The organism is Mycobacterium sp. TY814 (assembly GCF_030755175.1).
GTDB lineage: Bacteria > Actinomycetota > Actinomycetes > Mycobacteriales > Mycobacteriaceae > Mycobacterium.
Genome location: NZ_JAUFRY010000002.1, coordinates 574,454 through 595,097 on the forward strand (window position 1 = coordinate 574,454; position 20,644 = coordinate 595,097).

Sequence of the window (20,644 nt, forward strand, 5' to 3'; positions counted from 1 at the left end):
GGGTGTTTGAATTACCTGGTCACCCGCGATACCAGACCGACCGCGCGCGTATATGCGCCCGGGGCAAGGCGTTTGACGTTCCAGCCGAACTTGGCTTCGAGCTGGGGCATGCAGTAGAGATCGCCGCGATCGTTGGCGTCCAGGCAGATTCGGGCGACCTTCGCGGCGGAGAACCCGGTCCAGCGCATCACTTTGCTGGCCAGCGCACTGGACTCCTCGCTGATGCGCCCGGCCTGCAGACCTGATTCGACGATGTTGGTCTTGACGAAGGTCGGACACAGCACGGTGACATGTATTCCGGTGCCCGATAATTCGGCTGCCAGCGTCTCCGAGAGCGAGAGGACGCCGGCCTTGCTGACGTTGTAGGCGGCCATACCTGGCGCGGCCCCGAACGCCGCCGCCGAGGCCACGTTGATGATCCCTCGTGCTGCCGGCCCCGACTCGCGCAGGATGGGTGTGAAGACATGACAGCCGTGGATCGGTCCCCACAGGTTCACCCCGAGCGTCCGCACCCAATTATCCAGCGGGATATCGCCGATCGGCTCGCCGCCGGCGCCGACGCCGGCGTTGTTGATCACCAGTGTCGGTGCCGTGCCGAACCACTCCTGCGCCTGGTCGGCCAATGCCCGCACGTCGTCGGACTCGGAGACGTCGCAGCGCACCGCGATGGCTTCGGTGCCCCGTGCGGTGAGCTCGTCGACAGTCTGCCGGGCCGCGGCCAGATCGATGTCGCTGCACACCACGCGGCCGCCGCGGCGGCCGAGCTCGACGGCGAAGGCCGCGCCGATGCCGCTGCCCGCGCCGGTGACCACCGCCTTCGCCTGCCGGCTCGGGTGTTTTCCGCCGAGCAGCCTGTCCAATGGTCCCAACATCAAACCGCCTCTGTCGCAGTGCTGTTCGGTCGCGATACGGTGCCGTGGGCGAGCGCCCGGTGCGCCGACGCCGTTTTAGTGATCGGTCGCGCCATTACGGTGCTCACCGCGATCGCCGTGGGCGACGTAGTGACCCCGCGTGCCGCAACGGCGTCGGTCATGCGACTGAGTCAATCGCAAATGGTGACATTCGTCAATGGCAGGTTTCACCGGTATCCCGCGTGCCAGCCGCCTCCGAGTCGGCAAGGTTCAGTTTTGTGCGCGCGCAACGGCCACCCCGATGCCGGCCAGCACTGCGTCCGGGGTTTGTCGGCGGTCCGCCGGCACCGCCCACGCCAAACAATGGGGAGACGGCACCGACGGCCCATTCACCTGGTGCCCAGGCGATCCGCCGGTTCCCACTGGAAACATCCGAGTGAACCCGGTGATCTGGGACAACAACATCTGCCACGAATGGTGGTTGGTCGATTACGGGAAGGGCAATGTCGCGCAAAACATCTGGGACGGCCCCAACCCGCCGCCCAGAGAACCCACCCAAGGGTACGTTCCTCCGCCGCCGCTTCCGCCGGGGTTGTGCTGGCCAACTGGCGGCAGCTTCATTCCCGTCCCGATCCCTTGCCCGTAGTAGAGCGGGCCAGCGATGGCGTAGATCTGGTGCGGTGCTGGTAAGTTCCCTCATGCCATGCGGGACAGGAACTTTCGGTATCTACACACTCCGGCGCACAGTTCATCCGTACATCGAGGCGAAGGATCGACGAGCGCGGAATGTCAGTGGTGACTCGTCCACCGCTTTTCTATGTGCGTCACGTAGCGAAGCTCCACCACGAACCACAGTGCTCCGGCAAGCGTGGCAAGCGCGGAAATCACGACGGTAGTCATAACCCAGTCGTGATGGCCATAGGCCGCCAGAGCCACAGTACAAATGAGCCCGGCGACGGCTACGGCAAACAGAATTAACCCGGGCCACAATAAATTGTCTTTGAGCGTTAAACCCGCACGCGGTTGTGTCGTCCTATACCGGTCTGACGGGTCTCGATGCGTGTCTCCCATCATCACCCCAATCCGCGGTAGTCGCGTCTGATGAACTTGATTTTACTTCAGGGGGTAAACGCCAGCGAGAAGTAATTTGCCCGTTGTGCGCAGGGTGAGAACCGGCTTTCCCCGGAACTGGGTTGGTCTCGCTCTGGTCAGATCGAACCGACTTGGTCGCGGACAAACACCGGCCAGATGATTGCTCCGATTGTGGTCACCAGCCACACCACGACAGTGGCGGCGACCCACGACTCCACACCACGCAGATCCAGGCCGCGGGTGAATACCGAGGCGAGCCACATGGCGGTCACGGTCAACGCCAAGCCGGTGCCGCCCAGCACCAGCGACGCATATCTCTGTGGCAGCTTCAGGATCCACACCGACAGTGCCGCCTGTCCCACGGAAAACAGAGCTACCGCGAGAATGAACGCACCCGCCGACAAAGAGGACCCTGGAACCACCCACACGGCGAGTAACAGTCCGATCGCCCACGCCGCCATCAATACCAAATCACGCAGCAATCCTTGCCTCATGAATTAAGTCTATGACTCTCCTGAGGCTCGGCCTATAGTCCGAGAAACAATTCTCCTCGAGCCTGAATCGTTAGCGAGAATCCCAAAACTCAGCTGACGCTCTGCCGCCCGGGCCGCAACGGGCGGGAACGCACCAGTGTCGGCCACCAGAACCACGGCCCGAGAATCCTGATGAGGCAGGGCACGACGAACGAACGCACGATCAGCGTGTCGAGCAGCAGGCCGATGCACACCGTGGAGCCCATCTGACCGATGGTGCGCAGGTCGCTGCTCAGCATCGCCAGCATGGTGAATGCGAACACCAGCCCCGCGGACGTGACGACACCACCGGTGCTGCCGAGCGCACGGATGAGACCGGTGTTTATCCCGGCGTGCACTTCGTCCTTGACCCGCGCGATCAACAGCAGGTTGTAGTCAGAACCGACCGCCACCAGGATGATGAACGTCAGCGGCAAAATCAGCCAATGCAGGTGCAGGCCGATGAGATGCTGCCAGAAGAGCACGGAAAGCCCGAACGCGCCGGCGTAGGAGAATGCCACCGTGGCGGGAATAACCATGGCGGCGAACAAACTTCGCGTAATCACCATCATGATCAAGAAGATCAGCACGAAAGCGGCGATCGCCGCGATGAGTAGGTCGTTGGCGGCGTAGGCCTTGATGTCCTTGTCGTTGGATCCCGAACCGCCGATATAAACCCGCGCGCCGGCCAGCGAGGTCTCTTTGAGGATGGTGGTGATGGCGCCGGGGAACTGGTCGACGTGTTCCACCCCTTCGGGGCCCATGGCATTCCCCTCGTGGGTGACGATGAACCGCGCGGCCTTGCCGTCCGGTGACATCAGCAGCTTTATGCCGGTCTTGACGTCTTCGTTGTCGAAACCTTCCCGGGGAATATAGAAAAAGTCGTCACTGCGGGCGGCGTCGAAATCCAGGCCCACGTTGACCGAGTCGTTGAACGTCTGATCCGTCTGCATCGCCTGCAGGTCTGCGGATCCGTAGGACTTGACCAGGAGCGCGGCCAACGCCTCGGTGTCATCGGCGGTCAGTTTGAGCTGAGTGATGATCTGCGGCACGATCCTGTCGATCGCCTCGATGGAGGCTTTGGCGGCGTTGATGTCTTCGGCCAGCTTGTCGATGTTGTCGAGCGCGTCGAACACCGATCTGAACGCCCAGCAGACGGGGATGTCGAAACAGTGGCGTTCCCAATAGAAGTAACTCTTGATCGGCCGGAAGAAATCGTCGAGATTGGAGATCTGCGAATTCATCTGGTCGGTGATCTGTTGCAGATCCGCCACGGTGAGCGCTGTCTGATGCAGCTGGTCCGACATCTGCTGGAAGAAGTCAATCTCCTTGCGCAACACCGCGACAGAGTGAGTTTGGATCTGGGCTTGTTCGTCGGTGTTGGCGTTCTGCTGCATGCTGAACGGGAGCTGTTGACCGCTCCCGCTGCCCTGAGTGGTGAACAGATAGGGAATCTTGGCATGTTCCAGCGGCCGACCCATGGGCCTGGTGATGCTTTGCACCATCGCGACTCCCGGCAGTCGGATGAGACTTCGGGCCACCCGGTCCAGCGAGATGAAATCGGCCGAGTTTCGCATGTCATGATCCGTCTCGATCATCAACATCTCGGAGAACAGCTTGCTTTTGGGGAAGTGCCGGTCTGCCGCCGCAAAGCCGAGGTTGGCGGGTGCATCGGCCGGCTGGTACTGACGGTCGTCGTAATTCTGCCGGTAGGTCGGCACAAAGACCGCCCCGATCATGACGATGGCGGAACTGGCCGCCAGGATCGGCACCGGCCAACGCACCACGCTCGCCCCGATCCGGCGATACAGGGTGGCCTTTGCCTTCGATTTCGGATCGAAGAGACCGAACAGGCTGCCCACGGTCAAAATGGCCGGCCCGAGCGTCATCGCCATCGCGATGGTGAACAGCATGCTGATGGCAACCGCCGGCCCCATCGTGTGGAAGTAGTTGAGCCGCGCAAAAGTCAGGCAGTAGCAAGCGCCCGCGATGGTCAGCCCCGAGCCGATGACGATGGGCGCGACACCCTTGTAAGCGATGTAGTACGCGTCTTCCCTGCTTTCGCCGGCCTGTCGTGCCTCGTGATACCGGCCGAGCAAGAAGATGCCGTAGTCAGTCCCCGCCCCCAGAGTCAGCGCGATCACGATGTTCACGGCGAACGACGAGAGTTCGATGTAGCCGAAGTGGCCGAGGGTCGAGATCACACCCTTAGCGACCAGCATCTCGATCAACACGCCGGCCAGAGGCACCAGCAGGGTGGAGAAGCGGCGGTAGACCAGCAGCAGCATCGCCAGGATCAGGAAGATCGTCACGATGGTGACGTTGTTCAGGCTTGCGTTCGCGATGCTCAGCGTGTCCGACGCGAGCGGAGCCGCGCCGCTGACGTACACCTTGAGCCCGGGTGGCGGCGGGTCCTTCTTGATGATGTCCCGAACGGCATTGACCGACGCATTGGCTTGTATCTGGCCGATGTCGCCGGCCAGGCGAAGCAATACGTAGGTGCACTTGCCATCGACGCTTTGCGCTCCCGCCGCCGTGAACGGCTTGCCCCACAAATCCATCACGTATTGCACATGTGCGGTGTCGCGCTTGAGCCGAAGCATCAGATCGTCGTAGTAGTGATGGTCCTGGTCGCCCAGCAGCCGGTCGGCTTCGAACACGACCATGGTCAAGTTGGTCGAGTTGGATTCGTGGAACTTCTCCCCGATATGCAGCAACGCCCGCTGCGACGGGGCGTAATGCGGGACCATCGGTCCGGCGAGCTCCTCGGCCACCTTCTCTACCTGCGGCACAAAGGTGTTCGTTGTCACGGCGATCAGCGCCCAGCAGACGATGATCGGGATAGCAAGGGCGCGAACCATTCTCGGGAAGAACGGACGTTTGCGCCGGTGCTCGCTCATGCGGACTTCACTATGCAGAAGACATGGGCGTCCTGATGGTCATCGGACTGCTCGTTGCGGACCACACCATCCACCCGGATCCGGCAGCCGAGCTGACCGCCGTGAACCTGCGCCGAGATGCTGCCCGAAACCACGGTGAGCGTGGTCGTTTCGGTGTGTGACCACGGCAACGTCGTGATGTCGACCCGATGCGGATGCCCGTCGACGTCCGCGTAGACGAGCATCCCCCCGTCCCCGACGGAGCCGAACAACTCATAGGTGAGCTGTTTGGGGTTGAAGTCCGGGGGTGCCTGCGGCCCGTTGACGGTGGGGACGGGGGCGGGCTCGGAGAACTGGTGCACCTTCCACATGCCAATCAGGCCGGCACCGACCACGACGACGGCGACCAACGGCATCCAGGCGCGCTGCAACACAGCCCGGCGGGTCGCCATCAGGCCGGCACCGCCGTCCGCAGCGGTCTTTTCAGTCTCCTGCTGCTGAGCATGCGAAGCGCGAGGTTGGTGGAGGTCAGCATCGGGATCACTCCGAGAAATGTCCGCTCGGAGGGTCTGGCTCCGTGCAGATGTTCGAGGCTGCCGAAGACGTAGAAGCACCCGAGCATAAAGATCATCCCCGGGATGGCCAGGGCCATCGGCGAACTGCGGTCGGCGACGATCTGTCTGGCGTATGCCAACTCCTCGGCCGACATGGGTTCGCGTTTCCGCAGTTTTCGGATGACGGCTGTCGAGCTGCCTAGCTCTTCGCTCAGCTGAGTGGACTGCCGAACGCGCAGTCGTCTGACGTACAGCGAGGCAATGGTGGCCATCACCAGCATCAGCGCGAGGGAAATAACAGTCAGATAGCCGAACAGACCGGGAATCACGCGCATGTTCCCTTCCCCTCCGCCAGTAAACTTAGAGAACACTACCGTCTGCTATCGACGATTTCTAGAAGGTACCCCACGGGGCCCGCTTCGCTCAACGGCGGGCGGGGTCTGAGCAGTGCAGGGCTATGACGGCGTGAGCCGGGCGACGATGGCCTTCTTGTCGATCTTGCCGATTGCGGTGGTGGGTAGTGCCGCGAACGCGACGAGTTGGTCCAAGCGGGCGTGGCTGGCCAGCCCGCGCCGGTCCAGATGGCTGTTCAATTCCGCCAATGTCGCCGGCCGGTTGCTGAAAACGACTGCTGCACAGATTCTTTCGCCAAGATCAGGATCGGGCAGCGGGACCGCCGCCACCGACCAGACATCGGGGTGGGTCAGCAGTTGCTCTTCGATGTCCTGCGCGCCGATGGTCTCGCCGCACCGGCAGATGACGTCTTTGATCCGGCCGGTGACCACCAGGTAGCCGTCCTGGCGCAGCCGAACCAGATCTCCGCTGCGGTAGAAGCCCTCGGGGTCGAAGCTGCGTGCGTTGTCGCGCTCGGCGCGGAAGTAGCCGTTGATCGTGTAGGGCCCGCGCACCAGCAGTTCACCCTCGCCGCCCGTCGGCACCACTGCGCCGGCCGCATCGACGATGCGCACTTCGTCGGCGGGGCTGAGCGGCCGGCCCTGGGTGTGTTCGAGGATCTCCGGCGGGTCGTCCAGCCGGGTGTAGTTCAGTAGTCCTTCGGCCATGCCGAACACCTGCTGCAGTCCCGGGCACAGCGCCTGGCGGACCTGGCGAGCGTCCTCAGGTTCCAGCTTCGACCCGCCGATCTGCAACAGCCGCAACGTCTTCGGCGTCACCGGCTCCCAATCACAGGCCTGCGCCCACAACTTGGCCAGTGCGGGAACCAGCGCGGTGACCGTGACGCCGTGGCGCTCGATGGCGGCGAAAGCGGCCTCCGGGCTGGGATCGTCACCGAAAACCACCGTCGCTCCGACGGTGATCGCGCCCAGGATGCCGGGGCAGGCCAGCGGGAAGTTGTGCGCCGCCGGCAGCACGGCCAGGTAGGTGTCGGCGCTGGTCAGTTCGCACAGTTGCGCGCTGGCGGTGGCGTTGTAGACGTAGTCGTCGTGCGTTCGGGGAATCAGCTTCGGCAGGCCGGTGGTGCCACCCGACACCAGCAGCAGCGCCGGGGATGCGGTGTCGACCAGCGGTTCCGGCGCGCTCCGGCCGGGCCGGCCGCACAGGACCGACCACGGCAGGAATGGACCAGGGTCCCCGTCGACGACGACGTGTCGCAGTCCCGGACATGCGGCGATCAGCTGCTCCGCCAGCTGCCGGTAGTCGAATCCGGCGGTGATGTCGGTGATGACCGCTCCGACCGCCCCACTGATCCGGGCGAAGTGAGTCAGCTCCGCCAGCCGGTGGCCGGGCAGGCACATCACCGGAATGGCGCCGGCACGAAGCAATCCGAACAACGCGACGGCGAAGCGGCGGGAATTGGGTAGCTGCACCAGCACGCGGTCGCCGGGGCCAAGGCGAAGCGCGGCGAACCCGGCGGCGGCCTCATCGGCCAGTGCGTCCAGTTCGGCGTAGGTGTGGCTGCCGGTGGCATCGACCACCGCCGGCCGGTCGGGCCAGCGCGCCGCCGCTTCTCTCAGCAGCGCCCCGAGGCTGCGGCCGGACCAGTAGCCGGCGGCGCGGTAGGCGGCGGACCGGTCCGGCGGAAACGGCACGAACCCGTCATGCGGACCAGAGTCAGAAGACAAGTCGACAGCTCCCTTGGGGCGGGGGTGTATGGCCCGCGAATATAGGGTAGCGTACACAAAGTTAGGACAGGCTGAGCTAAGCCGGGAGGTGGGGTTGTGGGCGGCGCATCATTCGCCGGCGCACTGGCAGGCGGGCGACGCCGTCACCGTGCCTCAGAGTCGCGGTGGGTGCTCGATGGGTGAAACGCTCGCGATCGTCGGGGCCGGTGCAAAAGCCGTCGCCGTGGCCGCCAAAGCGGCGGTGCTGCGCGAGATGGGCGTCGAAACACCCGACATCGTCGCCCTGGAGCGCTCCGGCGTCGCGGCCAACTGGGTGGCCGGCGGTGGTTGGACCGACGGCCGGCAGCGGCTGGGAACCAGCCCCGAGAAAGACGTCGGCTTCCCGTACCGCTCGTCGCTCGTGCCGGGGCGCGACACCGAGGTCGACGAGCGGATGATGCGCTGGAGCTGGCAGGCATACCTGGTTGCGATCGATCAGTTCGTCGGTTGGGTGGACCGCGGCCGGCCCGCTCCCACGCACGACACCTGGGCGCGGTATCTGCGCTGGGTCGCCGAGATGGTCGGCCTGAAAGTCGTTCGGGGCGAACTGATTCAGATGTCGGTGCAGGGACCGCGCTGGAATTTGCGCACCCGCGACGCGACACTGGCGGCGGATGCGGTGATGATCACCGGGCCGGGTCAGCCGCAGCGGTCCATCCTGTCGGGCGATCCGCGGATGTTGTCCATCGCCCAGTTCTGGGAGCGGACGTCGCGACACAACCGGATCGTCGCCGAGAACGTGGCGGTGATCGGTGGTGGAGAGACCGCCGCGTCGATGCTCAATGAGCTCTTCCATCATCGTGTTTCGACGATCACGGCGATCTCACCCCAGGCCACCCTGTTCACCCGCGGCGAGGGATTCTTCGAGAACTCGCTGTTCTCCGATCCCACCCACTGGCGCAGTTTGACGCTGGCCGAACGCCGCGACTGCATAGCCCGCACCGACCGTGGGGTGTTCTCGGCCCGCGTGCAGGAATTCCTGCTCGCCGACGAGCGGATCAAGCATCTTCGCGGCCGGGTGGCGAAGGTCGTCGACCGCCACGAGCGCATCTGGATCACGCTGCAGACCGACCACTGCGGTGAAATGCAGGAAACCGTGCATGATTTCGACCTTGTCATCGACGGTTCGGGCGCCGACGCGCTCTGGTTCCTGCCGCTGCTGAGTCAGGACGCCGTCGATCTGCTGGAGCTGGAGTTGGGTGGCCCATTGACGGGCGAGCGGATCGAGGAGTCGATCGGTCCGGACCTGGCCGTGGCCGGTGTCACCCCGAGGTTGTTGCTGCCCAATCTGTCCGGACTGAATGAAGGTCCAGGCTTCCCGAATCTCAGTTGCCTGGGGCTGCTGTCCGACCGGGTGCTCGGTGCGGGTGGCGCCGCCGCCAATTCGCCGATCGGGAGAAGTGGTGCCGGTGCATACCAGCCCGTTTGACGACGCCGCCGGGCTGTTCTCGGTGGTGGTCAATGCCGAGGATCAGCACAGCTTGTGGCCGGTCGCCGTGCGAGTTCCCGCGGGCTGGCGGGTCGTCCTCGGCGAGGCAACCCGCGCGCAGTGCCTCGACTACGTGGAACGTAACTGGGCCGACATGCGCCCGCGAAGCCTGCGTGAGGCGGTCGGCTAAGCGTCCAGCTTGGCCAGGACTTCCGCGATCGACGCCCCGCCCAGCAGGTCGGCGACCTCCAGGTCGTGATTCAGCTCCATCTTGACGCGCCGCCGGAATTCCAGTGCCTGCAACGAGTCCAAGCCAATCGCCACCATCGGGATACCGGTGTCGATCGCCTCGACGCTGTCGGCCCCGATGGCTTGCGCCAACAGGCTCACCAATCGGTGCGACAGCCCGGACGTGATCTCCCGGTCCCGCGGGGGCGGTTCGGCCGTGCGGGGCGCGGCCGAATTCAGTTTCGACAGCAGCGAACCGCGGCCGCAGGCGTCCAGCACCGATCGTGCACGATCCAGCTCGAACGCGGCGATGATCATGTTGTCCCGCAACCCCGTCACGTCCACCGCGAGCGCGTCGGCTGGGTGCATCGGCACCACTCCCAGGCCGGCCAGCATCGACGATCCGGATTCTTCGAGATGGACCGCCCAGTGACCCCACTGCACCGAAACGCAATTCAGCCCCTCGGCCCGCAGCTGGTGCGCCATGGCGTCGAGCATGCGATTGCCTGCCGCGTACAGAGCCAGGCCGCGCCCGCCGACCGACGCCGAGATCGAGGAGCACAGCACCACGCGGCAGTCCGCCGTGCGGGGGAATGTGTCGAGTATCCGGGCGATGCCCACCACTTTGGCCTGCAGCGCGTGGTCGACCGCCGCGGCGGTGATGTCCGGTAGCTCGATGCCCGAATACTCCACCGCGGCATGGATGATCAGATCCGCAGGCGTGGCGGAGGTTGCGAGCGCCGTCACCGCCGCGGCGTCGTGGAGGTCGCATGCGGCGACCCGGATCTCGGTGCCGGTGGCCGCCCGGATGCCCTGCAATCGCTGTGTCACAGCGGCGGTTTCGCCGGACCGGTTCAGCAGGGTGATCGCGCGGGCACCCCGGCGGGCGAAGTGGTCGCAGAATTCGAGTCCGAGCTTGCCGGTGCCGCCGACGATGAGGACGTGGCCGGGTTCGGCGGTGCCGGTCGGGTTCGCGTCTACGCCCACCACCCGCTTGGCGTAGAGGGCGCCACCGCGCAACGCGAGTTCGGATTCCTGCGCGGTATGCAGCGCGGCGAGGATCGCCACCGCGTCTGCCGGGCCGGCGGGAGCTGCGTCCGGGATATCGAGGTGGCGGAATCGGGTGCCCGGGTGTGCGGCGCCCACGCAGCGGAATCCGGCGCTGGCCCCCGCGTGTGCCGGATCGGGTGGCGGATCGCCGGCCAGCACCGTCTCGCCGCCCACGGTCACCAGCCAGTAGTCGGTGATTCCCTCCACCGCGCCCGGCCACCATCCACGTTGGGTGAAGAAGTCCGCCACTGCGTCCACCAATCCGGCCGCGTCACGTCGCGGCGTGGCCGGAAGAAGGACGACGCAGGTATCGAGATCTCCTGCGGCGGTGCGTATCTGGTCGGCACTGAGCACCCGCGCCGTGGCCCCTACGTCACCGGCGGCGACGGTCAGCGTGGCGGCGAGGTCCGCGGCCGCGCCGGTGTGGTCGATGATGCCGATGGTTCGCGGCGGCACCAGAGGGCGCCGGGACAGCCGCACCCACTGCTCGGCGAGCAGTCGTCGCCGATCGGGTGCCGGCGGGGTGGCAACCGGGGCGGCGACGGGCGCCCTGCGTGCCGCCGGGGACAGGCCCTGTTCGTAGGGCATCCAGAGCGTGATCTCGTTCATGGGCGTGTTGGGGAAATCGCGCAGCGGCAACGGGGGAGGGCCGTCGGACTGGATGGCGAGGCCGTCCCAGGAGTAGTTCAGGTCATGCAGCGCACACCGGAGCACATTGCGGGTGAACTCGGTGAGATCGGTGTCGGTGCGGGTCGACGTGCCGACTACCGTGCGCTCAGCGTCAGCGGCCGCCAGGTTCTCCTGGATCGCCAGCTGCAATGTCGGATGTTCGGCGAGTTCGACGTAGACGTCGATGTCGAACGACTGCGCGGCCGCGATCGCCTTGTCGAAGCGAACGGTGTTGCGCAGGTTCCAGAACCAGTACTGGTCGGCGGACTGGTCCGGTGCGATCGGACCGCCGAGCGTGGCGCCGACGCAGGCGATGTCGCTGTCGGTGAATGTCAGGCTGGACAGCTCGCGACGGGTACCGGCACGCAACTGTTCCTGGAGGTCGTTGATCAGACCGGTATGCGCCGGATACTGAACGCGGATCAACCGGGCGAAGACGTCGCGGGCGGTGCAGGTGTCCACGATGCTCTGCACGGCCGCTCGGTCGCCCGAAATGCCATGCATGCCAGGTGAATTGACCACCGAGAGCTGCGCCCAGCCGGGGCAGCGGGCCAGCAGGTCCTCACACGTCTCGCGGTCGGCGGCCAGCACCGCCATCGCGTAGTCACCGGCGGTGAACTCGTCGGCGGCGCGTGCCCGCAACGCGATCACCTGGACGGCGTCGGTCAGGGTGATCAGGCCGGATACATAGGCTGCGGCGATCTCGCCCTGGCTGTGCCCGACGGTGATGGTGGGCGCGACGCCGAATGATCGCCACATCGCCGCCAGCCCCGCCATCTGGGTGAACAACGCGGGTTGGACCGTGCTCGCGTCGTCGTCTCCCGCGAACTGGTCGTCGAGCAGGTAGCTCAGCGGGGACGTTCCGGTCGCGTCGGCGAAAGCCTGTGCGCACCGCTCGACCTCGGCCCGGAACGCCGGAATGGCCTCGTAACACCGCCTGCCCATGCCGGGCCGTTGGCTGCCTTGTCCCGGAAAGACATACGCGTAGCGGCGGGCCGTCGCGGCCGTATCGCCACGCATGACCAGGCGGTGCTCGCTGCCGTCGACGATCGAGTGCAGCGCCCCGACCAATTCGCCGCGGTCACGCACCGTCGCCAGAACGCGGTGCTTGCGGGCGATCCGGGTGCGAAAAAGCATGTCCGCGATCATGTCTGCGGTGGTTTCGGGGTGATCCCCCAGGTAGGCGAGCAGGGCGGCGGCGTCGACCGGTATGAGGTCGGGCGTATCCGAGGACAGCAGCACGGGGATGGCGCCGTTCGGCAGCCGGTAGCCGCTCACGCGTCGCTCTCCGCGGTCATCGCGACGATCGCGTGCGCGTTGGCGCCGCCGGCCCCGAACGACGACACGGCGCCGTAGCGAACCCCGTCTGTGGGTTGCCATTCGGACAGCTTGGTGGCCAGCCGGATGCCGGTCAGGTCCCAGTCCACCTTCCTGGACGGGTTGTCCGAGAACAGCGTTGGGGGAATGAAGCCATATTGTCCGGCGAGCAGGACTTTGATCAGTCCGAGAATTCCCGCTGCCGCTTGGGCGTGCCCGGCGTTGGACTTGATCGAGCCCAGCAGCGCCTCGGATCCGGCCGCGCCGTACGTCTTGAACAGCGCGAGCAATTCCACCGGGTCACCGGCAAGCGTTGCGGTGCCGTGCCCTTCGATCATGCCCACGTCCGCGGGATCGATGCCGGCGGCATCCAGCGTCTTGCGCACCACCTGTTCCTGGGCGTGCACCCGGGGGACCAGGATCGGTTTGCCTTTGCCGTTGTGGTTGGTGCGGGCGGCCAGAATGCGTCCGTAGATGCGGTGGCCGAGTTGCCGGGCGCGCGATTCCCGTTCCAGCAGCAGCATTCCCGCGCCTTCACCCCAGACGGTACCGGTGGCGTCCTCGGAGTAGGCGCGGCAATGGCCGTCGTCGGACAGCGCGTGCAGCTTGGCGAACTCGAAAAACGCTGCCGGCGAACCGAGTACGCACACGGCGCCGGCCAGCGCCCATTCACACTCGTCCATGGCGATCGCGTTGACGGCCAGCTGCAGTGCCGTCAGCGAGGATCCGCAGGCGGAGTCGATGCACATGGACGGCCCGGTCAGGCCCAGGCCGTGCGAAATGCGGCCGGCCCCACCGAGTTGGCCCATGCCCACGGCGCGGTGCCCGCTGTAGTCGTCGGCGACGGCGGTCCGGGTGCCGTATTCGGTCATGGACATGCCGACGTAGCATCCGCCGAACTCCCCTTCGACCGAGCCGGGGTTGATGCCGGCGTTCTCCAGCGCCCGCCACGCGACCCGCATTGCAACCCGCTGCTGCGGGTGCATCACCAGTGCCTCGCGGTGGGTGATGCCGAAGAACGGCGGGTCGAATTGTGCTGCGCCGGAGAGGAATCCACCGGAGTCGGGGACCCGGCCCCAGCCGTCCGTTCCAGACAGCGACAGCAGATCGTCGACGGGCCAGCCGCGGTCACGCGGAAACGGGGAGAGCAACTCCCGCTGGTCGCACAGTGCCTGCCACAGGGCGGCCGGGGTGTCGATGCCACCCGGGGTCTCGACAGCCAACCCGGCCACCACGACCGGATCGGTCACTGCGTCTGCTCCGGTTGTGCGCAGCCGGCCAGCAGTTCGGCGACGGCCTCGACGTGATCGTTGATGAAGAAGTGTCCGCCGTCGAACATCGTCACTTCGGCACTGCCGGTGTGCTTGCCCCACCCGTAGAGATCGCCGAGCGTGACGATGGGGTCCTGGTCACCGCCGAGCGCGTGGATGTGCGCCGAGATCGTGACGTCGTCCGAGCAGGTGTACGCATCGCAGGCGCAATAGTCGGCCTTGATGACGGGAAGCGCCAGCCGCATCAGATCGCGGTTGCCGAAGACGGCGGAGTTGGTGCCTTCCAGCGCCGTGAGGTGGTTGAGGATCGACTCGTCGTCGGTCGGATGCGGTGGCTTGGTGACGGCGTTACCCGGTGCGACGGCAGCGGAGACATAGAGTTCTCGCACGTCGATGCCCCGGGATTCGGCGATCCGAACGAACTCGAATGCGACCCAGCCGCCCATGCTGTGCCCGAAGGCCACCACGGGACCGCTGCCGCGGTGCTCCGACGTCACGAATTCTTCGAAGGCGCCGGCCGCGATCTCCGGCAGCGAAGTCAGCGGCGGTTCGGCGGCGCGGTCCTGACGGCCCGGGTATTGGAAGACCAGGACGCGGAAATGCCTGCTCAGCGCCTTGGAGAAGGAGCGGTAGGCCGAGGCGCCGGCGCCGGCATGCGGGAAGATCAGCAGTGTCGGGCTCTCGGGCGAATCAGGTTGGTGAAACTGCCTGATCCAACCCAGCGTGCGCGGCATGCAGCTCTACCTCTCCTCTTCAAACTAAGCGAAGGCTAACATAACCTATCGGGCGCCGCGGACTCGGGTACCGCCGCTGACCTCAGGATTCGCTCGCCCAGATGCGCCTCGGGGCTCGTCGCGCGGACGTATCAGCAGCGCCGCCCGCTTCTGGGGCAGGTCGATGTCCATGACGTGGCGGAAGCCCGCCAATGCGGCGACCCGGATCAGGCGCTCATTGGTGGCATCCGGTTCACCGATCACCCGGGTGGCGAGCGGGTCCGCATCCAGCTGCCAGCCGGAGACCACGCGCAACAGATCCGCCGCCAGGCGCCGTCCCCGGCACTCGGCCGGACCGAGCAGCAGGTGCACGCCGGCGTCGTGTTCGCGGGCGTCGTAGTACTGGGCAACCGGGTCGAGGTCGGCGCGGTAGAGCTCCCAGTAGCTCATCGGGACGCCGTTCAGCTCGCCCACATACGGGGTCGAATGCGTGCTGAGTTGCTGTTCACACAGGTAAGCCGCCACCTGCTCGCGCGGCCATGCCTTCTTCCAGTACCGCGCCACCTCGGGGTCGTTCATCCAGGAGTGCAGCGCTTCGAGGTCGCGGTCCAGGTCCAGCGCACGCAGCGTGAAGATGCCCGGGGTGCCGTCGTGCTCCGGCGTCGCGCGACGGTGCAGAAGATTCAGCGCTTCCGCTTCTGGCACGTTCCCTCCTGCACCGGCACCTGGCGCGGGACTGCCCGCATACAGGCTTCAACTTAGCGAAGGCTAACATAAGCTGCTGGACGTGGGTCGAGGCGGAACACCCGAACGGAGGAGGACGTCTGTGCGCATCGTCGCCTGCTGCCATGGCGCCTCTTACGTGCGCGGCAGCCGCCTCGAATCCGACCGCAGCCCACGGGCGCGCGCCGCGTAAGACGATCTCAGGAGTGAAACCGACCATGGCCCCCGACGCCCAGACTGTGCAGCAACGCCGACGCGAGCTGCTGCGGCAGCGGATCGCCGAAAGTGGCCTGGCTGCAACTGAATCGGCCGACCGGCCGGTCATCTCGGCCGGAGAGCGCTACGTTCTGTCCCCGGGACAACGCCGAATGTGGTTCGTGCAGGCCATGAACCCCGCCGATGCCACGCTGAACATCTGCGTCGCCTATCGCCTGACCGGCCCGGTGGACGAGACGCGTCTGCGGGCGGCTTTCGCTGATGTCGTTGCTCGGCATGCCAGCTTGCGCACCACCTATGGTGTGGACGCCGAGGGTGAGCCGTATCAGGTATTCCGGGACGACGTCGACGTGCCCTGGCACAGCACCGATCTCTCGGGCCACGGGCACCTCGAGGCGCTGGCGCACAGCGAGTTCGGCCGGCCGTTCGATCTCGAGCGGGAACTGCCGCTGCGGATTACCCTCGCGCGGACCGCCGTGGACGAATTCGTACTGCTGCTGGTGGTGCATCACATCTGCTGGGACGACGACTGCTGGGCCGTCTTCTTCACTGAGCTCAGTGTGGCGTACAACTCGTCTCTCACCGGTTCGGCGCCGCAGTACATCGCGGTCGAGGTGCTGGACGGCTCACCGCAGTGCGACGACACCGACGTCGGCTTCTGGCGTGACACCTTGTCTCCGTTGCCCGATCCGCTGGAGCTGCCGGGCCCCCCGGCGCCGAACCCGTCCACCCGGGCGCGACACCGGACCGCAGCACTGCCCGCGGACCTCATGTCGCGGCTCGACAATTTCGCCCGGGAACGCGCTGCCACCCCGTTCATGGTGTTGCTGGCCGCCTACGGCGCATTGATCCGCCGTTACACCGGTGCCACGGATTTCCTGGTATCCGTTCCGGTCACCGAGCGGCGGGCCGCCGCCGCAGGGGCGATCGGATACTTCGGGAACACCCTGCTGTTGCGTATCCGCGTGCGCCCCGAGGACACGTTCGCCGCATTGGTCGAGGCCGTGCGGGACACCTGTCTGGAAGCCTTCGCCCATCAATCGGTCGGGATCGATCGCGTTGTGCGCGAGCTGAATCCGGAACGCAGCGCCGGGCACGACGGGCTGAATCGACTGGTCCGGCTGGGCTTCAGCATGCGCAAGAGCGTCGCCGGGCTCCAACTCGGGGGCGTCAGCACCGCACAGCTGGAACTGGGTGCGGTGACCGCACCGATCCCGCTCGCACTGGCGGTGGTGGCCGACCCGCTGGGGATGTCCGCCGAGATCGAATACCAGACCGACGTGTTCTGTGACGAGCTTGTCGGCCAACTGCTGCGGCACTATCGGGAGCTGCTCACCAGTGCGCTGGGGGCGCCGGGACGCCGGGTCGACACGCTGGATCTGCTGGATGGCGCGGAGCGGCAAGTCCTGCTGAATCAGTCCCACGGAATCCTGGTCGAACGGTCGGCGAGCACCGCGGTCGCCGCCCTGGAATCGGCTGCCGCCGCCACTCCGGACGCCGTGGCCGTGGTGTTCGAGGACACCGAGCTCAGTTACGCGCAGGTACACGCCCGCGCGAATCGCCTGGCGCACTGGCTGATCGGCAACGAGATCGGTCCCGACGACATCGTCGGCCTGCGCATGACGACGTCGGTCGACTTCGTCGTCGCCGTGCTCGCCGTCCTGAAGGCCGGCGCCGCCTACCTGCCGATCGACCCGGCATTTCCCCCGGACCGCATCGACTACCTGCTCACCGACGCCGCGCCCACGATGGTGATCGGGCACGAGGACTTCGCCGCGGCCGAAGAGGCCGCCGCCGCATTGCCGGACACCGCGCCGACCGACGCCGACCGGGTCCGCCCGTTGCGCCCCGGCCACCTGGCCTATGTCATCTACACCTCCGGTTCCACCGGAGCGCCCAAAGGCGTTGCGGTACCGCATCATGCCCTGGCCGAGCACATGGCGGGCTTCCTGGAGGAATGGAGCCTGACCGCCACCGACCGCTTGCTGCAGACCTCCTCGGTGAGTTTCGACGCGTCGGTGATGGAGATCTTCGCGCCGTTGTCCGTCGGCGCCCGGCTCGTCGTGCCGAAAGCCGATGCCTTCAGCGATGTTTCCTATGTCGCGGAGCTGATCAGCCGGCACGGGGTCACCGTGCTGCACATGGTGCCCTCGATGTTGAGCACGCTGTTGCTGCTGCCGCAAGCGAGCCAATGGCGGCAGTTGCGCCATGTGCCGGTCGGCGGCGAAGCGCTGCCCGGTGAGGTGGCCGACAGGTTCGCCGGTCACTTCGATGCCACCCTGCGCAACCACTACGGTCCGACGGAGGCGGTCATCTGCGCCACGCACATGCCCGTCGAGGGACACCAGGGTGCGGGTGTGGTGCCCATCGGCGTGCCGAACCAGAATGTCTATGCCTACGTGCTGGACCACGAATTGCAGCTGGTTCCGGCCGAAGTGGTCGGCGAGCTGTACCTGGGCGGTGCCCAGCTGGCCCGCGGGTATCTGGGGCGTCCCGGTCTGACCGCGCAACGGTTCGTCGCCGACCCGTTCAATCCGGGGATGCGGCTGTACCGGACCGGGGATCTGGTCCGGCGCAACCTGGCCGGGAACCTGGAGTTCGTCGGCCGCGCCGACGAGCAGGTCAAGGTGCGCGGCTTCCGGATCGAACTCGGCGAAGTCGAATCCGTGATCGCCGCGCATCCGGCGGTGGGACACTGCCTGGTTCTCGCCGAGGAGACCGAAGTGGGGTCGCGGCTGGTTGCCTACGTGGTGCCGGCGACCGGACCGGACGGCCGTCGGATAGAGCTGGAAATCAACGACATTCACGCCCATGCCGCCGGCATGCTGCCGCAGTACATGGTGCCGACGGCGGCCGCGGTAATCCCCGAGATCCCACTGACCGTGCACGGCAAGCTGGACAAACGGGCACTGCCCGCACCGGCCCCGGTGCATGCTCGTCGGTACCGGGCACCGGTGACGGCGACGGAGCGCCGGGTGTGCTCGATCTTCGGCCACCTCTTCGGGTTGGAGCGGGTCGGCGTCGACGACTCGTTCTTCGATCTGGGCGGCCACTCGCTGCTGGCGGCCCGCCTCGTCGCGCAGATCCGTGCCGAGGTCGGGGTGGACTGCAGCGTTCGCACCGTCTTCGACGCACCTACGCCGGCCGGCCTGGCGAACCGGCTGGGCGAGCAGTTCCGCGCCGCGTTCGGCATCGACCTCGACAGTGTCGACGTAGACGACGAATTCGACCTGTCGGCAGCCCCGTCGGGCCGCCCGGAACTCGTCGCGACGATTCGGCCGGAACGGCCACCGTTGTCCTACTCCCAACTGGCCATGTGGTTCCAGCACCGGATGAGAGGCGCCAACGACGTCTTCAACCTCGGACTCACCCTGCGGTTCACCGGCTCCCTGGACGTCGCCGCACTGACCGCTGCGCTCAACGACGTGGTGGCGCGGCATGAGGCGTTGCGCACGGTTTTCGTTGAGCACGAGGGCATTCCGTATCAGTCGGTGCACCCCACGCTGCGGCTGGACCTGCCGGCCGTCGAGGTGGGCGCCGAACACGTCGAAGCGAGAATCGCGGAGCTGCGTGGCTACCTGTTCGATCTGACGTCCGGTCCGCTGATCCGGCCCACCCTGCTGGTGATCGATCCCCGGACGCACGTCCTCGTCATGCTCATCCACCACATCGTCACCGACCACACGTCGCTCGGCGTCATCTACGAAGACCTCGTCACCGCGTATCAGGCCCGGGCGACGGGCCGGGTGCCGCAGTGGGAGCCGCTGCCGTTGCAGTTCGTCGATTATGCGCTGTGGCAACGGGATACCTTCGACGCCCCAGGCGAGTGGGCGGCGGCCGAGTTGGCCCATTGGTGCGAGGTGCTGGCCGGACTGCCCGCCGAAATCCCGATGGCGGCCGATCGCTCGCGTCCGCTGGTGGTGGGCCGCCAAGCCGAGGTCGTGACGTTCACGGTGCCGGCGGCGCGGCGTACCCAGCTGACCCAGCTCGCCGAGCAGGTGGGCGCCAGCGAGTTCATGGTCTACGAAGCCGCACTCGCGGTGTTGCTGCACCGCGTCGGCGCAGGAACTGATATCGCGATCGGCACACCGGTCGCGTCCCGTGATGACCTGGCGGTGGCCGGGGTGGACGGACCGTTCGCCAACGTGCTGGCGTTGCGCAACGACCTGTCGGGCGATCCCAGTCTGCGCACCGCGCTCGAGCGTTGCCGCACCACCGTTCTGGATGCGTTGTCCCATCAGGAACTCCCCATCGACCGGCTGGTCGAGGCACTCAACCCGCCCCGCTCGAGCGCCCGAAACCACCCGTTTTTCCAGTGCTCGCTGCATTTCCGCACCGAGGACTGGGCCCAGTCGCCGCGTGAACTCGCGACCGCCGGAACAACGGTTGTACCGATCCCCATGGAGTTCGAGGTCTCGCTGCTCGACCTCGACGTCAGCGTGAGTGTGCAGCCCGGCGGGGGACTCGAGGTACGGATCCTGGCCAGCGCCGATCTGTATGAGCCGCAGACGGTTCGGCACCTCGCCGACGGTTTCGGCGCCGTACTGGATGCATTCGTGACGGCGCCGGACCGGCCGGTTTCGGGCCTGGAACTGCTGCCCACCGATGTCATGGCCGCGCTGTCGGCGCCGCCGGCACCCCGGGAGATTCAGCGGGCCAATGTGGCGAACGGGTCGCCGGAAACCGAGCGCGCGTTGATTGCTCTGCTGGAAGAGCTGCTGGAGATCTCCGGTGTGGACCGGGAAGACAACTTCTTCGCGCTCGGCGGCGACAGTGTCATCGCCGTGCAGATGTCGGCGCGCGCCAACGCCGCGGGACTTGCCCTGGCCCCGGCGATGGTCTTCGAGTACATGACCATCGCCGAGGTGGCCGGCGCGGTGGACGCCGCCACGAATGCCGCTGCGGCGCAGTCGGTTTCCCGGGCCGGGGAACCGGTGTCGCAGAGCGCGCCGATGAGCGCGTCGGGTCTGGACGCTGACGCCCTGGCCGCGCTGACCACCTCCTGGCAGCGGCAGTAGCG

General features: G+C 66.5%; 15 protein-coding genes. 4 read left to right on the forward strand and 11 right to left on the reverse strand.

The features are described from left to right. Window positions 1-11: 11 nt before the first annotated feature. Window positions 12-872 (reverse strand): SDR family oxidoreductase, encoded by an 861-nt coding sequence (locus tag QXH22_RS16270; protein ID WP_306276293.1) that lies wholly within the window; start codon window positions 870-872, stop codon window positions 12-14. A 196-nt stretch (window positions 873-1,068) separates the two neighbouring features. Here QXH22_RS16270 and QXH22_RS16275 point away from each other — a divergent pair, with 196 nt between their 5' ends. Further along, window positions 1,069-1,497 carry a hypothetical protein gene (locus tag QXH22_RS16275; RefSeq protein WP_306276294.1) on the forward strand — a complete coding sequence of 143 codons (429 nt, stop codon included), beginning with the start codon at window positions 1,069-1,071 and terminating at the stop codon, window positions 1,495-1,497. A gap of 143 nt (window positions 1,498-1,640) precedes the next feature. Here QXH22_RS16275 and usfY read toward each other — a convergent pair whose 3' ends face one another. From usfY to QXH22_RS16305, 6 genes are all read right to left on the reverse strand, one after another. Then, on the reverse strand, window positions 1,641-1,925 hold the full coding sequence (gene usfY, locus QXH22_RS16280) for a protein UsfY (RefSeq protein WP_306248457.1): 285 nt from the start codon (window positions 1,923-1,925) through the stop codon (window positions 1,641-1,643). Between the two features lie 134 nt (window positions 1,926-2,059). Further along, window positions 2,060-2,437 carry a hypothetical protein gene (locus QXH22_RS16285; protein WP_306248459.1) on the reverse strand — a complete coding sequence of 126 codons (378 nt, stop codon included), beginning with the start codon at window positions 2,435-2,437 and terminating at the stop codon, window positions 2,060-2,062. A gap of 89 nt (window positions 2,438-2,526) precedes the next feature. Continuing rightward, window positions 2,527-5,316: an RND family transporter gene (locus QXH22_RS16290; RefSeq protein ID WP_306276899.1), complete on the reverse strand. Its 2,790-nt coding sequence runs from the start codon at window positions 5,314-5,316 to the stop codon at window positions 2,527-2,529. Window positions 5,317-5,351: 35 nt separating this feature from the next. After that, window positions 5,352-5,750: an MmpS family transport accessory protein gene (locus QXH22_RS16295; protein WP_306248698.1), complete on the reverse strand. Its 399-nt coding sequence runs from the start codon at window positions 5,748-5,750 to the stop codon at window positions 5,352-5,354. Window positions 5,751-5,785: 35 nt separating this feature from the next. Beyond that, on the reverse strand, window positions 5,786-6,223 hold the full coding sequence (locus QXH22_RS16300) for a hypothetical protein (RefSeq protein ID WP_306276296.1): 438 nt from the start codon (window positions 6,221-6,223) through the stop codon (window positions 5,786-5,788). Window positions 6,224-6,343: 120 nt separating this feature from the next. Further along, window positions 6,344-7,999 carry a (2,3-dihydroxybenzoyl)adenylate synthase gene (locus tag QXH22_RS16305; RefSeq protein ID WP_371934274.1) on the reverse strand — a complete coding sequence of 552 codons (1,656 nt, stop codon included), beginning with the start codon at window positions 7,997-7,999 and terminating at the stop codon, window positions 6,344-6,346. A 145-nt stretch (window positions 8,000-8,144) separates the two neighbouring features. On the opposite strand from QXH22_RS16305, the gene mbtG reads away from it, so the two are divergent. Together mbtG and QXH22_RS16315 are read left to right on the forward strand one after the other, a co-directional pair. Continuing rightward, a complete protein-coding gene (gene mbtG, locus QXH22_RS16310) occupies window positions 8,145-9,437 on the forward strand; it encodes an NADPH-dependent L-lysine N(6)-monooxygenase MbtG (RefSeq protein ID WP_306248466.1) in 1,293 nt (430 codons plus the stop codon). Then, a complete protein-coding gene (locus QXH22_RS16315) occupies window positions 9,418-9,627 on the forward strand; it encodes an MbtH family protein (protein WP_306276298.1) in 210 nt (69 codons plus the stop codon). The genes mbtG and QXH22_RS16315 overlap by 20 nt, the downstream gene beginning before the upstream one ends. Here QXH22_RS16315 and nbtC read toward each other — a convergent pair. The 4 genes from nbtC to QXH22_RS16335 are packed head-to-tail and all read right to left on the reverse strand — an operon-like array spanning window position 9,624 to window position 15,390. Next, a complete protein-coding gene (nbtC, locus tag QXH22_RS16320) occupies window positions 9,624-12,647 on the reverse strand; it encodes a nocobactin polyketide synthase NbtC (protein ID WP_306276900.1) in 3,024 nt (1,007 codons plus the stop codon). The two genes, QXH22_RS16315 and nbtC, sit on opposite strands and share 4 nt — an antisense overlap. Before the next feature lie 11 nt (window positions 12,648-12,658). After that, on the reverse strand, window positions 12,659-13,951 hold the full coding sequence (locus QXH22_RS16325) for a polyketide synthase (RefSeq protein WP_371934242.1): 1,293 nt from the start codon (window positions 13,949-13,951) through the stop codon (window positions 12,659-12,661). Then, window positions 13,948-14,706: a thioesterase II family protein gene (locus QXH22_RS16330; RefSeq protein ID WP_306276299.1), complete on the reverse strand. Its 759-nt coding sequence runs from the start codon at window positions 14,704-14,706 to the stop codon at window positions 13,948-13,950. The genes QXH22_RS16325 and QXH22_RS16330 overlap by 4 nt, the downstream gene beginning before the upstream one ends. A 45-nt stretch (window positions 14,707-14,751) precedes the next feature. Beyond that, complete coding sequence (locus QXH22_RS16335) at window positions 14,752-15,390, reverse strand: GNAT family N-acetyltransferase (RefSeq protein WP_306276300.1); 639 nt, start codon at window positions 15,388-15,390, stop codon at window positions 14,752-14,754. Between the two features lie 236 nt (window positions 15,391-15,626). Between QXH22_RS16335 and QXH22_RS16340 the strand changes: the two genes are divergently transcribed. Next, window positions 15,627-20,642, forward strand: coding sequence for a non-ribosomal peptide synthetase (locus QXH22_RS16340; protein WP_306276901.1), 5,016 nt, complete (start codon window positions 15,627-15,629; stop codon window positions 20,640-20,642). The last annotated feature ends 2 nt before the right edge of the window (window positions 20,643-20,644 follow it).

Bases quoted from the DNA above. Each gene is read 5' to 3' on its own strand.
- QXH22_RS16285 (WP_306248459.1), bottom strand. From the start codon at position 2,437: ATGAGGCAAGGATTGCTGCGTGATTTGGTATTGATGGCGGCGTGGGCG.
- mbtG (WP_306248466.1), top strand. From the start codon at position 8,145: ATGGGTGAAACGCTCGCGATCGTCGGGGCCGGTGCAAAAGCCGTCGCC.
- usfY (WP_306248457.1), bottom strand. From the start codon at position 1,925: ATGATGGGAGACACGCATCGAGACCCGTCAGACCGGTATAGGACGACA.
- QXH22_RS16275 (WP_306276294.1), top strand. From the start codon at position 1,069: ATGGCAGGTTTCACCGGTATCCCGCGTGCCAGCCGCCTCCGAGTCGGC.
- QXH22_RS16290 (WP_306276899.1), bottom strand. From the start codon at position 5,316: ATGGTTCGCGCCCTTGCTATCCCGATCATCGTCTGCTGGGCGCTGATC.
- QXH22_RS16300 (WP_306276296.1), bottom strand. From the start codon at position 6,223: ATGCGCGTGATTCCCGGTCTGTTCGGCTATCTGACTGTTATTTCCCTC.
- QXH22_RS16270 (WP_306276293.1), bottom strand. From the start codon at position 872: ATGTTGGGACCATTGGACAGGCTGCTCGGCGGAAAACACCCGAGCCGG.
- QXH22_RS16330 (WP_306276299.1), bottom strand. From the start codon at position 14,706: ATGCCGCGCACGCTGGGTTGGATCAGGCAGTTTCACCAACCTGATTCG.
- QXH22_RS16295 (WP_306248698.1), bottom strand. From the start codon at position 5,750: ATGCCGTTGGTCGCCGTCGTCGTGGTCGGTGCCGGCCTGATTGGCATG.
- QXH22_RS16340 (WP_306276901.1), top strand. From the start codon at position 15,627: ATGGCCCCCGACGCCCAGACTGTGCAGCAACGCCGACGCGAGCTGCTG.